Origin of the sequence: Alteromonas naphthalenivorans (assembly GCF_000213655.1) — a bacterium.
Lineage (GTDB): Bacteria > Pseudomonadota > Gammaproteobacteria > Enterobacterales > Alteromonadaceae > Alteromonas > Alteromonas naphthalenivorans.
Genome location: NC_015554.1, coordinates 2,283,306 through 2,298,711, shown reverse-complemented (window position 1 = coordinate 2,298,711; position 15,406 = coordinate 2,283,306). Strand labels below are relative to the sequence as shown.

At 43.3% G+C, this 15,406-nt stretch carries 10 protein-coding genes; 5 read left to right on the top strand and 5 right to left on the bottom strand.

The window, feature by feature from the left end:
* The first annotated feature begins 218 nt into the window (after positions 1–218).
* Both AMBT_RS10045 and AMBT_RS10040 read left to right on the top strand, forming a co-directional pair.
* Positions 219–1,394 (top strand): thiolase family protein, encoded by a 1,176-nt coding sequence (locus tag AMBT_RS10045; protein ID WP_013784513.1) that lies wholly within the window; start codon positions 219–221, stop codon positions 1,392–1,394.
* A gap of 332 nt (positions 1,395–1,726) precedes the next feature.
* The gene (locus tag AMBT_RS10040; RefSeq protein WP_013784512.1) at positions 1,727–3,187 is read left to right on the top strand and encodes a diguanylate cyclase; all 1,461 of its coding nucleotides are present in this window, start codon (positions 1,727–1,729) and stop codon (positions 3,185–3,187) included.
* An 89-nt stretch (positions 3,188–3,276) separates the two neighbouring features.
* Here the strand turns inward: AMBT_RS10040 and AMBT_RS10035 are convergent, their stop codons facing one another.
* Complete coding sequence (locus tag AMBT_RS10035) at positions 3,277–4,932, bottom strand: FapA family protein (protein ID WP_013784511.1); 1,656 nt, start codon at positions 4,930–4,932, stop codon at positions 3,277–3,279.
* A 149-nt stretch (positions 4,933–5,081) separates the two neighbouring features.
* Positions 5,082–6,515, bottom strand: a complete 1,434-nt coding sequence (gene sbcB / locus AMBT_RS10030; RefSeq protein ID WP_013784510.1) for an exodeoxyribonuclease I — start codon at positions 6,513–6,515, stop codon at positions 5,082–5,084.
* 166 nt (positions 6,516–6,681) lie between these two features.
* Here sbcB and AMBT_RS10025 point away from each other — a divergent pair, with 166 nt between their 5' ends.
* Positions 6,682–8,265 carry a PAS domain S-box protein gene (locus AMBT_RS10025; protein WP_148259096.1) on the top strand — a complete coding sequence of 528 codons (1,584 nt, stop codon included), beginning with the start codon at positions 6,682–6,684 and terminating at the stop codon, positions 8,263–8,265.
* 21 nt (positions 8,266–8,286) lie between these two features.
* On the opposite strand, the gene AMBT_RS10020 is transcribed toward AMBT_RS10025, so the two are convergent.
* Positions 8,287–9,049 (bottom strand): IS5 family transposase gene (locus tag AMBT_RS10020; protein WP_167319342.1). Its coding sequence is split into 2 segments (ribosomal slippage): positions 8,287–8,715 and positions 8,717–9,049, totalling 762 coding nucleotides; the frame shifts between segments, so codons are not numbered across the junction.
* A 106-nt stretch (positions 9,050–9,155) separates the two neighbouring features.
* Here AMBT_RS10020 and AMBT_RS10015 point away from each other — a divergent pair.
* Together AMBT_RS10015 and AMBT_RS10010 are read left to right on the top strand one after the other, a co-directional pair.
* Entirely contained in the window at positions 9,156–11,201 is a 2,046-nt protein-coding gene (locus AMBT_RS10015; protein ID WP_158306769.1) for a hybrid sensor histidine kinase/response regulator, read from the top strand.
* 252 nt (positions 11,202–11,453) lie between these two features.
* On the top strand, positions 11,454–11,873 hold the full coding sequence (locus AMBT_RS10010) for a CBS domain-containing protein (RefSeq protein ID WP_013784507.1): 420 nt from the start codon (positions 11,454–11,456) through the stop codon (positions 11,871–11,873).
* Between the two features lie 171 nt (positions 11,874–12,044).
* Here the strand turns inward: AMBT_RS10010 and AMBT_RS10005 are convergent, their stop codons facing one another.
* Positions 12,045–14,318, bottom strand: a complete 2,274-nt coding sequence (locus tag AMBT_RS10005) for a phytase (RefSeq protein ID WP_013784506.1) — start codon at positions 14,316–14,318, stop codon at positions 12,045–12,047.
* On the bottom strand, positions 14,311–15,297 hold the full coding sequence (locus AMBT_RS10000) for a metallophosphoesterase (RefSeq protein WP_041452912.1): 987 nt from the start codon (positions 15,295–15,297) through the stop codon (positions 14,311–14,313). Before AMBT_RS10000 ends, AMBT_RS10005 begins: the two co-directional genes overlap by 8 nt.
* Between the last annotated feature and the right edge of the window lie 109 nt (positions 15,298–15,406).

Genomic DNA, 15,406 nt, shown 5'->3' with positions numbered 1-15,406 from the left:
CTTTCCCTGAATGAAAGGGGATTCTTGACACTAAATATATTGAGGTTTACGTTAACGTTAATTACCTTTTACGTTAAGGTAAAGTAACATTTTGCTAACGTCAATTTTTCATATGTGAGATAGTTCGCTTATCTAAACATGGGTGTCTACATTTTTATACGAAAGTAAAGTTAGTTGAATATTATTCCATAAATTACAAGTGGTTAGGAGGTCAAGTGATGAGTAGTGAAACAGTAGTGATCGTAGCAGCGAAGCGCACACCAATGGGGGGCTTCAATGGAAGTCTGTCTGGGGTAGCCGCCACCGAACTAGGTGCCACTGCCATTAAGTCGGTGTGCGATACATTCGATGTAAGCCACGTTGATGAAGTTATTATGGGGTGCGTTCTACCTGCTGGCTTAGGTCAAGCGCCCGCTCGTCAGGCATCGTTAGGCGCAGGCCTTTCTCTTAGCGCAGGCGTAACCACCATTAACAAAGTGTGTGGTTCTGGTTTAAAAGCGGTAATGCTGGCTCACGATTTAATCAAGGCCGGTAGCGCTGAAGTGGTTGTAGCTGGTGGGTTCGAAAGTATGAGCAATGCGCCGTATATGTTGCCAAAGGCAAGAACAGGCTATCGCATGGGGCACGGACAAGTACTCGACCATATGATGTTAGATGGTCTTGAAAATGCTTACGATGGAAAGGCGATGGGATGTTTTGCGCAAGATACTGCGGATGCTGAAAACATTACGCGAACTCAAATGGATGAATTCGCGCTTAGTTCGCTTTCAAAAGCCAATGAAGCTATTAACAGCGGTAGTTTCAAAGATGAAATCGTGAATGTGACTATCTCAGGCCGCAAAGGCGATGTAGTGGTTGATACTGACGAAGGCCCGGGTTCAGCACGACCAGAAAAGATCCCATCCCTTCGCCCTGCATTTAAAAAGGATGGCACGGTAACCGCAGCAAATTCCAGCTCTATTTCAGATGGTGCGGCGGCGTTACTCGTGATGAGTGAGTCTAAAGCACACGCGCTGGGATTAGCCCCACTTGCTAAAGTGGTAGCCCATGCCACACATTCTATAGAGCCAGAAAATTTCACAGTAGCGCCTGTTGGAGCAATGGAAAATGTGCTTTCTAAAGCAGGCTGGTCTAAAGATGAAGTCGACTTGTTCGAAATTAATGAAGCCTTTGCCATGGTTACTATGTTGGCAGTTCAAAAGCTGGGATTAGACGAGCGAAAAGTGAATATAAAAGGCGGCGCATGTGCGCTTGGTCATCCGATTGGCGCATCGGGTGCACGAATTTTGGTTACCTTGCTGCACGCGCTAAATCAAAAGAATGCGAAAAAAGGCATTGCCTCTTTATGTATTGGAGGTGGGGAAGGCGTAGCACTAGCGGTTGAAATGCTATAAGCAGCATGCTTGATTGATGTCAAAAAAGCATGACTTTGAAGTAAATGGCACCACAATCCGGTGCCATTTGTGTTTTAATTATCCTAACAAAGCGTTCATTATTCGTCATTGCATAGATTCGTTTTATTATTGACGAGTGTCGAATAATTAAACGGATTTTTCAGCAAGTAGCAACTATGAAACGAAATGGCGGGTAAATTGCCTAAATTTTGGCTGAATGTGTTGGTATCGTGATTTTTTAGTTTAGACCGATGTTGCATTTTCAGGCGCTAAGTTAGATACTCTGGTATGCGATTTTTCGCATTTTACGTATTTGTATTTAGGTGGTCTTTTTGATTTCTTTCAGGTGTTTACGCCTTGTCTTCTTCGCAATTTTGCTTACGCTTTCTTACTCAGTAGAAATAGCAGCACAAGCGCTTCAACAGAATATTTCTCAACCGCAATCGACAAACAACACGGCTTCTCGTGAGATAACGTATTGTGTCGATCCCGATTGGGCACCTTACGAAGCCATACGAAATAATAACCATGTTGGTATTTCTGCCGATTATATTAATACTATTTCCGAGCTCTCTGGCTTAACCTTCAAGCTAGTGCCAACTGAATCATGGGAACAAAGTTTGGCATTCGTACAGGAAGGTACCTGCCAAGTTATCTCCATGCTGAACGTTTCTGACTTTAGAAAACAGTTTCTTTATTTTTCCGCGCCATACTTTGAAGCACCCAATATTTTAGTTGCCCGTTCAGGCACGCCTATTTTACAAGGTTACGCAGGCATTGGTCACAGGACTGTTGGGGTAGTGAAGGGCTACAGGCAAGTAGAGTATATTTCTAGGCATTATCCTGAGTTAAGGCTTAAGTTAGTACAAACAGAAAGTGAGGGGCTTGCTGAACTGGCAAGAGGAGACATCGACGTTATGGTGGGCTCGTTATTAAGCGTAAACACGCATATCAATAATCAAAAGATAGATAACGTGAGCATTGTGGGTTACGCGGAGCCGTTCGATTCACTTGCGTTTGGTGTTAACAAATCGTCTCGCGACATTATTCCTATCTTGAACACTGCAATTGCCACTATTCCAGAGAATCGAAAGGTTGATATTTATAAGCAGTGGAATAACGTTCAGGTTCGTTATGAGCGGAATTATTTTAAACTTGTGGTAACCACGTGCTTCGTATTGCTGGCCATTGTTTGCTTAGTGTGGCGCAATAGAACAGTGTCACAATTTAAACGTTTAACAAAGCAGAAGAATGATGAAATAGAATCGTTGCAAACGACGTTGTTAGACAGAAATCGTACCCTAGAATTTTTGTCAGCCCACGATACTCTGACTGGGCTATACAACCGCAATCATATGATTCAAAAAGCGGAAGAAGAAATCTCTCGCTTCCACCGCTTTCATACTACTGCATCGTTAATTATTGTGGAGATTGAGGTTAAGCGCGATTGCCGGGGCGAATTAAACGAGTTCGATAGAGAAAATATTTTAAAACAGGTTGCGTCCCAATGTCTTGCGACCGTAAGAGAAGTCGATGTTGTGTCACGCTTCACAGGTGAGCAGTTCATCATTTTATGCCCACAAACCGCCTTAGATGCAGGACGGGTTCTCGCTGATCGATTAGTGGAATGTATCGACGAAGACGTACTTACCAAAAATACTAAAATGCAAGTCAGTGCGGGCTTAGCTGAACTAAAAGAGAGTGAAAACTTCACCGATTGGTTTGAGCGCACAACGAAGGCCTTGTATCACTCAAAAAGATTGGGCATAGCGAAGGTATCAATAGCAGACTAGCGTGGGACAAAGTGACGCTTAGCCTGCTGCAGTAAACCTTTCTCAAACCATGCTTGGCGGTTTAGATTTGCGATGCAATTGCTAGCGCTTTAAATAATAGGTTCGTAATGCCATTGGTGCGAGTCATAGTGAATATGGGCTCGCTCATACTCACGCTCTGAGCGCCAATTACGATTGTTCAATTTAGCTGTTACACCAGGGTACAGCTTCTTATTGGCAATAAGCTTAATATCTTGTTGGTACTGAACTTTTGCATCGCTGATTTCTAGCACTTTCGACTCAATCCAATCAAGCAATGCGTTTTCGTTGTTAAACATTTCAAGCGCCTCAGCCACTTTTGTTTTAAGTTCTTTAGGCACTTTTTTACTTTTCAAAATATCAATTTTTTCTTTGTGCTTGCTATTGTTTTCACGTAGTTGGCGCACAAGTTCGTCTAACGCATCTTTACGTTCAAGTAGTTGAGCAAAGCCAGGGCTAAAATCGACTTTAAGCATGCTACCAGATACTGCACCAAGGGTGCCGGCCTCTATTCTATCTTGACTTACAATATCGCAAGCAAACAAGTTCCCCATTGGTTTGTCTATTTGGCCCACAATAACGGCGCCACCACAGTGAAGCTTACTATAAGCTAATTGACGGCCAACGGTAATGTTGCCTGAACAGTGAATTTCGATACCTTGACCATGCTGAACGTGAATACTGCCTTTCGCTATGAGGTGGCAGTTGAATTCACCTGCGCTGTCATTGACTTTCCCCATTGCACCTTCGGTGATAATAATATCGCCACCAGACTCAATGTGAGCAGACTCGACGAAACCATTTATGGTAACGTCACCCTCTGCTTTTATTTGCATTTTTTCTGTTACGTCGCCATTAACCAGCACTGCACCTTCATAATTTACGTGACCCGTACCCACATTAACCCCGTTACAAATATAGGTATCGTCGATATTCATGGTTTGGTCTTGGTATTTCGGCATACCCGCAATGGATGACATTAATAAATTTTGATCGTTATCAGCCTGAACGGTACCGGTACCTTTGCGAAATTCTACCCACTCACCAGGAATGGGAGGGAGCTTGCTACCGCGCACATCAAAACCACTTCTGCCTAAGGTAGGCTCTGTTCTGCGAAGTACAGGGGTGTCTACTTTTACACAGATAACCTCACCCAGATTGCGCATATCAACCCGCTCACCTTCGTTGGTTTGCGGTTTTAAAATACGTTCAAGCGCATTGGGTACTAACGGTATAAATCGCGATGAACGGCCATTCCTAGCAGGTAGGCCCTTTGCTACTGTACGCTCGATGATGGTGCCTGGAGGTGATTTTCGTGCTTCCACTAACATGGCTTCGATAACGCGTGAGCCAAGGCCTCGATGAATATTGTTTTTTAAGGCTAAAGACTTAATGGTATTTATCGTGGGTGATTTTCCACCGTAGGGTGACGTGATCACAAGGTTGGCTGTCATTGCGTCTTCAGGAATACGAAACTCTATTTCGGCGTTCCGTCTCTCACCAACGCGCTCTTGGACCACGGTGTTGTCACCGGTTTTGAAGTAATGATTAGCAGTATCGCAAGCCGATTTTAAAGCCGCATCAGAAACATATAACCGTTTAGTTTCACCGGTTGCTAACTCCGTTTTTACTTGGCGTATGTCTATTTCTTTAGAAAACTCTGAAGGGTTTAGCGTCAGGTTTATATAGGTTCTTGTTTTATCGAAGCTTATTGTTACGCCGTTCATTACTACATTCATCCTTTGAGCAGTCTTGCTTACTTTTCTATAGTCAATATCGACCTTAACGCTGCAGACTTAAGCGTGTTTCTACATTATTGCAGAGAACGATAACGCATTAGACATAAGTTTAATGTAATGCGTTTCATTGCGCCGCGTCAAAGGTTTTCGGCATATTGAAATAATGCTCTTAAAATAGCTTGTTTTTCGGGGTTATCAACATGTTCATGAGCAAGGCGTTCTAACGTACTCATATAGTGTTCAAGCGTAATAGATGCTGACGAAGTGGGATCAGTTAAACGCGCTTGTCTATGTCGTTGCCACTTCAAGGTTTCATCATAAGTAAGTGTAGACGGGAAATTACGTGCTCTATATCTAAACAATAAAGCCCTAAGGCCGACATGTTGAGTCTCTTCAGCTAATGCGCCAAGTTGTTCTGGGCTTGATGCTAGCACTTTGTCGCACCAATGGCGGTCTTCAGTACTTAAAAAGCCACCGCTATAAAGCGCGTGATCAATATCTTGCTCTTTGTCGTCTGTGTCGTTTTCATACACGTTTGACAGCTTCATGCCTAAGTCACGTTCTTGTGCCAGAATGCGATAATTTTCAAGGCAGGTATCTCTGTCTAACCCTAATCTATGCGCATTGTCCTCAGTCATCGCTTTTGCGGTAGTCACAAAAGGGGAACGGTTAATATGAATGAGCTTCAACCCGGGGCGCAAACTATTGGCATCACTGCCAGGCTCGTAACGCGCGTAAAGTTTGGCTTTTATTTCTTCGGGAGAATCGTTAAGTAGGCTATCGATAGGCTTTGATAAATCTACAGCAATAATCGCGTTACTGTTGGTCGGGTGTTTTGCAATAGGCATTATCCAGGTACAACACCCTTGGCTAGCAGGCAACTTAGCTGAAATATGCAACAGTACGGAAGGCTTAGTTAAATCAAACTGGTTAGCCACATTGTGCTTACTACGAAGGGAATAAGCATATTCAAATAACCTAGGCTGCTTTTCTTTGATTAGCTTTGCCAAGGCAATAGTGGCATGAACGTCACTTAATGCATCGTGCGCGTTTTCGTGGCTTATGTCGTTTTCTTTAGTTAAGTGCTCTAATTTGAAGCTAGGCGTACCATCTTCGCGAGTGGGCCAGTTTATGCCATCAGGGCGAAGTGCGTAGCATGCTCGAGCCAAGTCTATAATATCCCAACGGCTATTGCCGTTTCGCCATTCTCTAGAGTAAGGGTCATAGAAATTTCGGTAAAACAAGAATCTAGCGACTTCATCATCGAAGCGTATGCTATTAAAACCCAAACTGCAGGTGTTGGGCGTCGACATTTCCTGATAAATACGCTTGGCAAAATCAGCTTCGTTCGAGCCATCTCGCAAGGTTTGCTGAGGCGTAATACCGGTAACCAAACAGGCTTCAGGGTGGGGCAAGTAATCGTTCGCAATGGCGCTCATAATATTAATGGGCTTACCAATAATATTAAAGTCCAGATCGGTTCTAATGGCAGCAAACTGACAAGGTAAATCTTTTTGTCCACTGGTACCGAACGTTTCGAAATCGTACCAAAGAAAGCTAGGTTCGTGCATGTTCTAGGTTACATTTTTGAATAAGTGTCATCATGCTGGCAGTGTACACTGCGTGGGTTTGAATACCAAACCTAGCTATTTAAAATGAAATTGATTCATAACTTGCCAATCTGCAAATCGGAAACTAGTTTTTAATGTATATCAGATAATTGGAATATAGTTCACCTTGGCAGCGGTTATAAAACAGAAACTGGGAGCAACGTATTCCCAAAAAATGCTGGGTTTCGCTGTTGTTGGGGCAATCCTAGTCACTGTATTAGTGGCTTTTCTATTCGAAAGCAATCTTTCGCAAAGCGTTTTAGATGATGTGTCGTCCCAGTTAAATCATCAAACGAGTGAGATAGAGGGCTTTACACAACGCCAAGCGGTTCAATATGCTGATAATTTGAAATTTTTGCATGCCACGCCACCAATATCGGGTATACCACGTGCTATTGAAGCGGGAGGCATTGACCCTAAAGGTAAAGACGACTTCGCACTGTGGAAAAAGCGCTTAGAAATCATTTTTATTGCATTTTTGGAAAATAATGAAGAAGTTGATCAGCTTCGCGTAATCAGCGTTGAAGACAATGGTCAAGAACTCGTGCGTGTTGAGAGAGATGGTATAAAGATTGCAGCAGTAGAAAGCGTTGAGCTTCAAAAGAAGAGCGAAAGAGACTATTACCAAGAAAGTGCAAAGTTATCTCGAAATCAGCTCTATATGTCGGGCATCAGCCTCAATAAAGAGTACGGCAAAGTTGAATTTCCTTATAAACCTGTTAACCGTCTATCCTTACCTATTTTTAGAGAAAATGGCGAAAGATTTGGCTTTATAATTATGAACGTTAACACCGCTGTAGCGTTACGCGGTATGCAGCAGTTTGTATCTCCTAACCAACAACTTTATCTTACTGATGATGAAGGCTATTTCATTTACCACCCAGAAAAAAGCTTTAGTTTCAGTAAAGAACTGTCGCCAGAAGTAACGTGGCACACTGAATTTTCATCGCCCTTATACGAAGGAGCTCGGTTGTTAATAAATCGCGCTGATGGGAAGAAAAGTGAGATATACATAGCAAGTCGAAGAGTCATTGTAAGTAGCTCACCTCGCCCTATGTTTATATACGTGCACCTTGCTCTACCTGCAAAAACTATTGCTAATTTAATGAATGAAAGACGATTGGAGGTTTACGGTTTTCTTTTTGCAATGTCTCTCTTGTTCGCCGCGGTATTACTGGTTTTTCATCGTAGTGCCAAAAAGAGCTTTGAGCTGGCAGAGGCTAGGGGAGAGTCGGCAGCGATAGTCGCTGGGTCTAGCGATGCCATAGTGAGTATCGACACCAAGGGAATAGTGAAAAGCTGGAACATGGCCGCAGAGCGACTTTTTAGGTTACCAAGCTCTACCATTTTAGGTCATCACTACAGTGCCTTTGCGTCGATAAGCTCTATATTTTGGGATAAATATCTAAATTCTGAGGTAGCGCGAACCGGCTATTTTCAGGACGAAATTTTATTTAAACAAACATCAGGTATTGAGAGTTGCCTAGCGGTTACTGTGTCTCCCATTTGGGGAGATCACGGGCAGTATTCTGGCGTGGCAGTGGTTTTACGCGACATTACCAAAGAACGTAATACTCAACGCGCTATCGAGAAAAATAACTTAGAGCTTGAAGAGAAAGTGCAAAGCCGCACTAAGCAACTTGCAGAAGCGCGTGATGAAGCCCAAGAAGCTAGTCAGGTAAAAAGTGCGTTTATCTCTAGGGCCTGTTGATCTTTGCTGCATATATTTCACTCAGCAGTACATGGGTAGCCACATCATCGAAAATGCCAGTGATACCATGCTGGCATAATTCCTTGCTAACTTTTCATACCTCGTTGATATTGAACGATAATGCTTTATTCGAGCAAAGGCGTTTTCAACTAGGTGGCGATATTTATAGAGGCACCAATCAACGCTGCCTTTGTCTATATCTTGGCCATAGTTCCGTTTCGGTATGACGGAGATACCTCCTTTGGCTTCAATATATTCTCTTAATGCGTCACTATCGTAGCCTTTGTCACCTACGAAAATGTTTACTTCCCTTAAATGGTCAACCAGACTTTGAGCCCGAGCTATATCATTTCTCTGGCCTTCTGATAGTTCAAAATAAATTGGAAGCCCACCACTATCCACGGCTAAATGAATTTTTGTGGAGTTACCACCTCGGCTTTTTCCTAATGCACTCATTATCCTTAGTAGCTGCTCCGGCACTATGCTGATGAGCTTTGACAATCGAACCATCAGCAAAGACCCAGTCGTAATCAGCCAGTTTGGCTAACTCATTGAATAACATATTCAATAAACCTTTCTTCGACCATAAATTGAATCGGCGATAAACGGCGCTCCAACCGCCGAATTCTGTTGGTAAATCACGCCAAGGAATTCCTGTTCTCAGCCGGAAGAGTATCCCTTCAAACGTCATTCTATGTTCTGGTTTATTGTAAATGCGGCCTGTACTCTTCATTACTTGAAGTAGCTTTTGCCACCGCTTATCAGTTAGCATTAGTCTCGGCATGGTAGTGAGTTGTTCTTTTACTTTTGGCGAAGCAAATTATAACTCTTTACCATGCTGCTCAAAAACCAATCACGAAAGATCAACACGCCTTAGTATTAGTCATGAAATGCGAACCCCATTGAACGGTATCGTCGGGTCGCTCAACCTGTTGAAACGCCAACCGCTTTCTTCTAAAGCGGAACAACTGGCGTCTATGATGGATGTGAGTTGTAACAACTTAAGTGTTTTAATTAATGACATATTAGATATGTCGAAAATTGAGGCCGGGAAATTAGACTTGAACGTGCAAGCGTTTAATCCTGTGCAATTAATAGAAACATTATCTTCATCATTGGCGGTACGAGCTCACAACAAAGACTTGGAATTTCTTGTAGATACCACAGAGTTAAAAGCTGAAGCATTGGTGTCAGATCCCCATCGGGTATCTCAAATTATCAGTAACCTAGTAAATAATGCCATCAAATTCACCGAACGAGGTCATGTGGCGCTCACTGCATCGCTGACACGCAATGACAAGGATACCGCCCAGCTCAATGTGACGATAACCGACACCGGGATCGGCATAGCAAAAGAGCACCAGTCGAAGCTTTTCACTGCCTTTACACAAGCAGATGCCTCTGTTGCTACCCGATTTGGGGGCACAGGGTTGGGTTTATCTATCTGCAAACAACTTAGTGTATTGTTGGGTGGCGATATCAACTTTTCTTCCACGCAAGGCCAAGGTAGTTCCTTTTCGTTTTGGATTTCAGTGGATGATGTTACTTCGGCAGATAGTCAGCAAAACTTGGCATTATCTAATCAAATGGACGGGTTGCGTTTAGCGGTGTTTGCTCAGTACCCACCGCTTGCAGAAAATATTAACGGCTTAATTAAGAGTGAAGCTGGTAGCAGTGTAGAAACTTACACCGGCATCGTTTTGTTCGAGGAAGTTTCTTGGGATACCATTGATGTAATTGTTACTGATTACAACAACCCTATCTTGTCGGTCGTGGACGAAAATTGGGACAATTTGCTTAAGCAAATATCTATTCCTCATATCTGTATGTTGCAAAGTATTGGAAAACAAGCCACGTATTATGCCAACTTTACGCCGGCTATTTTAACTAAGCCCTTGTTAAAATCTGAGTTCTTAAAAGTCGTTGACAGTTCTTCCTCTGAGTTCATCGATAGCCCACCTGCCCAGCAAGTCGAATCCAGTGCAACTGATATGGAAAAAGAGAGCATAGCGGGGGCTCATGTATTAATAGTGGATGACAACGCGATTAATATAGAGGTGGCCAGAGGCGTGCTCGATAATTTGCCTGTGTCGGTGAAAATTGCTAGTAACGGTGAACAGGCGCTAGATATTGTAAGGGAGTGCGAAAAAGAAGGGCACTATCTTCACTGTATTTTGATGGATTGCCAAATGCCAATAATGGACGGGTATGCTTGTACTAGCGCTATCCGAGATGGCCACGCAGGGCAAGTACATCAGCAAATTCCTATTATTGCTATGACGGCAAATGCAATGTTAGGGGAAAAGGAAAAGTGCATTGCAGCCGGCATGAGCGACTACGTTACCAAGCCTATAGTGGCGAGCATGGTAGAGCCTAAAATTATTAATTGGATCCAGTCTGCCTACAGCCCCCAATTTCTAGGTAAATCAGTCATGGACGAAACTCGCGTAGTACACAATGAAGTGGCAGATGAAAGACCGTTTTTGGCATCGACATCTGGCTTTGTTGAGCCTTCATCACCTTTATCTCCCTCATCACATGCATCGCCCACAACACCTGTAGCATCTATCTCATTTACCACACCTTCTTCGTCAGAGGGAAGCGATACGCCTATTTGGGAAAAATCACGCGCCTTAATGCGGTTAGCGAATAACCAAGTTCTATTCGATAAAATATGTGAAATGTTTATTGAGAGTGTGCCTAGAAAATGTGATGAAATGAAAGCTGCTGTAAACGATAAAGATGCCTCTAAAGTCAAACTGGTGTCTCATACCATTAAGGGTATGGCGGGGGATATTGGCGCAGTGCGTGTACAAAGTCGCTTTAGTGATATTGAGCGACTAGCCAAGCATGAACAATTACTAGAAATAGACAATGTATTGCCAGAAGCCATTAACGAGATAGCCGTATTTTTAAATGAGTTAAAACCAGCCTAGGCTAGTGTGCTATGTGACATTTATGGTAAGTGCGCAATTTGGTTTAAAAAGCCGCTTAAAATAATGTTTTAGTGGGTAAATTCGAATAGAAAAAGTAGCTGTCATAAGCATAGTCTACTAGGCTTAAAGCGTAACAAAAATAATTTGATTACAAAAAGATAACATTGCGTTACATCATTACTATAACAAGCAGTGCCGTCTCGTCTTCAGGCTGTATAAAAATATAAAAGACGCCGCGGCCGGGAGAGAAATATGGAATCGTTGCTAGTCAGTGATTATATGAATACTCACCCCGTGAAATTAAATGGGGATATGACGGTGGCCGAAGCCGTAGAGGCTTTATTGGCTTGCGGGCAAAGTGGAGGCCCAGTGATTGATATTAAAGGGAAGGTAATTGGCTTTTTGTCTGAACAAGATTGCATTGCTCAAATGATAGCGTCGAGTTACTACCGAGAACAGATTTGCCGAGTGGCAGAAATAATGAAAGCGCCGGTTGTGGTTATTAAACCGTATCTGTCGGTAATAGAACTTGCACAATTACTGATTAAAAATAAGCCTCGCGTTTACCCTGTGGTTGACGACGATGGGGTATTGGTTGGAAGTATTAACCGAACGGCAGTGCTTCGAGCAATAGACGTACAACTTCGATCGGGCTATCAGCGCGCTAGCTAGCATTGGTCGTTTTGTAAAAGCACTCCAAAAGTATAAAGGGTAAGCCATTCAGCTTACCCTTTTTTTGAGTAACATATTGTTCTCATATCGTTTATCTCAAGCAGCTCATCGGCGCCTGATTATGGAATATGGCTATAAAAACGGCTATGAAAAATGATTGAGAGCAGTTAATTACCTAGAGTGAGTGCTTATGTGTGTGCTTACGTGAGTGCGAATAGCATCAGCTAAGTCGTCCCCAGCTACAAACTTAAAGTTTTGCCGTTGGCTAGGCATCACATTTCTTCCATCTTGTACCACCAATAGCCCACCATTAAAGGGGCCGCCTAGATTGACGTTGGAGGTTTCAAGACCATCGGTTTCCGACACCCCATCAATGCCTTTATCATAATTTGCACCAATGCTAATCATACCCACCAAACTATAAGGTGCCTTGCTTTCATAAACAGCGTACTGATTATTACCTTGGCTAGAAGCAACTAAATAGCGTACACCGTCTACATCGAATAACGATAAACCTTCGATGTCAGCGGTAACCGGGGATTTTATAGGAACAATAAGCATGGGTGTCTTGTTAAACGTTTTGCTAAGGGTTGATGAAGGCATTGTTTCGGCTTCAGAAACATCCAACGCCCATATGCCTGCACCTTCTTCTCCCAAGTAGGCAATTTGTGTATCGGTGTCTACAACGCAACCTTCCGGCTGAGACGGCAATTCAAAGTCGTGAATTAGGGTGGCAGAAACGCGTGAAGCATCTTCTAAGGTATTCAACTGATAGTGCAAGTACCGGCCATCAGTACTATTTACTAATACTTGGGTGTGATTATTGTTTGAAAATGCACACAGCCCATAAATATCGGTTAGCGGGGTAGGGATGTTAGTGTTGAAGGTTAGCTCGCCAGTTTTCTTATCGATGAAAAAGACTGACATGCTGTTACTGCTTCGGTTACTTGCCACTGCGATATCGTGTTGTGGTGCCCAGTTGTATGCCACGCCCACGTTGTTTACTCGTCCTACCTTGTGTGAGGCAACTAACTCACCTTGTAAGTTGTAGGTATTTAGGCTGCCTTTTTTGTTAGTGCCAATCACCAAACTTTTAGATGGGTTGTTTTTGTTTACCCAAATAGCAGGATCATCGGCTGCATCACCATAATTTTCCACCACATCGGTTTCATAAACAGGCTGCAGTTCTATAGCAGAAAACATGGGTGTCTTGTTAGTGGGGACGTCATCGTTTGTGATGGGTGTCTCTCTAGTGAGGTTTTCTTTTTTTACTATGGGTGTCTTGTTAAGCGTATCGCTAAGTGTGGGTGTCTTGTTAAGAGAGGCTTGGTTTGTTTTGCAAGCGTACAGCGCTTTTATGGCGTGGGTGATGTCGGTGGTGAAGGTACTGCCTGAGTTGTCATCGTAGATGTTGGCGAAAACCGTATCGCTTTTTACCGACAGCGCGATATCTTCTGGGGCTATGTCTTTATCAAAACCAAAGTAGGTTGTGGCGCAGGTATTGTGCAGCCAAAGCCCGTTGTGTTCTGGGCTTACCCACGCGGCAAGCGAGCTTTGTGTATCTGGGCTGTTTGTAACTGTGCTGTCTGTATCTGAGCTGGAGGAAAACAAGTTACGTGCCTCCAATCCATTAAGCGTAGCAACACCTTCAACCGGTATATCGGCTTGGTTGAAGGTAAGCGTGCGCTCGACCTCTGCTTCTTCATCTGCAGGCATGGCCCATACGCCAGCGTACTCGTCGGCTAAATATAGGGTAAGTTCCGCGTGACGTGCCGCTGAACGATTAAACTTTGAGTCAGAAACGTAAATGTCAGAAGCGTTGTAGTTAACCCCAAGCGCACAACTTTTTATGCCTGGGCCAATAGCCAGAGTTCGTAAATTATGAACGGTGAGTGTGCTATCGCTTTTATCGGGTATCGCCACGTACTGGGTGAGCATGCCTAAGGCATCGATATTAACGAACTGTAATTTGCCGTCGATATTAGCACTACACAAGGCTTCCGAGTCTTTTACTTCAGTTGCTGATGTTTGGGTAATGCGAATAGTATGGTTTGGCGTATTTTCAGTACCTACTGTGTAGCTACGTACTTGTTGGCTGTTAATATCAAACACTAAGGTTTGAATATAGGTGCCGTTAGTATGCTCTAACTCATCAGTAACTAAGTAACTTCCAGCTGCAACAAAGTGGCCTTTTTGCGACGCGAGCATATTTTTATCATCAGAAACAGTCAAACCATTGGTTTCACTAATGGTTACGCTTATCGTCTTACCGTTTAATTTGTATGTTGTTTCAAAGTCAGTAGAAACACTAGAACCAGTTTTGGTTAGCGTTAGGTCGGCTACGCTTGATGCAACTGCATTCGTACTTGTCATAACGGCCAAACAAAAAGCGAATTGAGTTGTTTTTATGGCAAATGTTGTAAGGCTGTTCTTTACTTTATTCATTGCCAGTTCCTTTTGTTCCAGCGCTAAGCTTTTGTACTTTATGGCGATAAATCACGGCCCCTTTGTGGTTAATAAAGGTAAATCCAAGTTCGTTATTAGTCATACTTACCGCCACAAAGCCCCCCGTCGATTCAGCAAAACGGGTAAAGTCGTAATGTCCTACTGGGCGCACTTCTGAACCACCACCAGATACAATATGTACCAGCGAGTCATTGGGTAACTGGTTATGTTGCAAGTCATGTTCGTGGCCAGCAATGTAGGCGTCTACGCCGTGCTGATGCAGTATAGGCTCGAGTACATTTTTAATAGCGCTGGTAGTGCCATAACGTTTTCCACTTGAATACAGTGGGTGATGGCCAATCACAATGTTCCATTTAGCATTGCTGTTTGAAAGCATGGTGTTTATCCACACTAATTGCTTTTTTGAGCCTTGAGAATAGGCTTCTTGGTATTTCGCTTCAGTGGCGTAATCTGGGTTTAGCGGGTTAGTGTCGATAAATAGAATAAGCGCAGTGGTATCATCTTCTAATTGTACCGTTTTACTATAATACTGCGCGGGCATATCCCAGCGTCGACTCACTTTACTGTAGTCAATTTGGGCTTGCCAATTGCCGCGATAATCATGGTTGCCCAGCACGGGGTGCCAATCAACAAATAAGTGGGGCTGATGGTAAATGTCTTCAAATGAAGTACGCCAGTAAGGGTCTTCAACCGACGCCACCCCGTTATCATAAAAATTATCGCCGGTAGTGGCGATGAATTCAGCATCAAGCTGGTAGCTGGCAATGTCCATCCATTTAGCGACATCCCGTTGATAAAAATGGCCATTGCGGCCCCAGTCGCCCACCACTAAAAAGTGAAAAGCATTATCTTGACCTTCAAGATTATTAATGTGGTGTTGTTGGTAGTAATTGTGTGATGTGATTTGCCCTTGGCACGTCAGTGACAAAAAGGCAAAAAGAAGCAGTAGTACGCGCATGAATTTATCTCTAATAAGGGCGCGCTTGTAGCGCGCCCATTTTTTAAACGCCTGTGTATGACGTTTAGGGTTTGACGTATATTTAAACGTAAGATCTTGTTTTACAAAT

Coding starts and splice junctions, on each gene's coding strand:
- AMBT_RS10000 (WP_041452912.1), bottom strand. CDS start 15,297: ATGCGCGTACTACTGCTTCTTTTTGCCTTTTTGTCACTGACGTGCCAA.
- AMBT_RS10045 (WP_013784513.1), top strand. CDS start 219: ATGAGTAGTGAAACAGTAGTGATCGTAGCAGCGAAGCGCACACCAATG.
- AMBT_RS10015 (WP_158306769.1), top strand. CDS start 9,156: ATGCGAACCCCATTGAACGGTATCGTCGGGTCGCTCAACCTGTTGAAA.
- sbcB (WP_013784510.1), bottom strand. CDS start 6,515: ATGCACGAACCTAGCTTTCTTTGGTACGATTTCGAAACGTTCGGTACC.
- AMBT_RS10010 (WP_013784507.1), top strand. CDS start 11,454: ATGGAATCGTTGCTAGTCAGTGATTATATGAATACTCACCCCGTGAAA.
- AMBT_RS10005 (WP_013784506.1), bottom strand. CDS start 14,318: ATGAATAAAGTAAAGAACAGCCTTACAACATTTGCCATAAAAACAACT.
- AMBT_RS10035 (WP_013784511.1), bottom strand. CDS start 4,932: ATGAACGGCGTAACAATAAGCTTCGATAAAACAAGAACCTATATAAAC.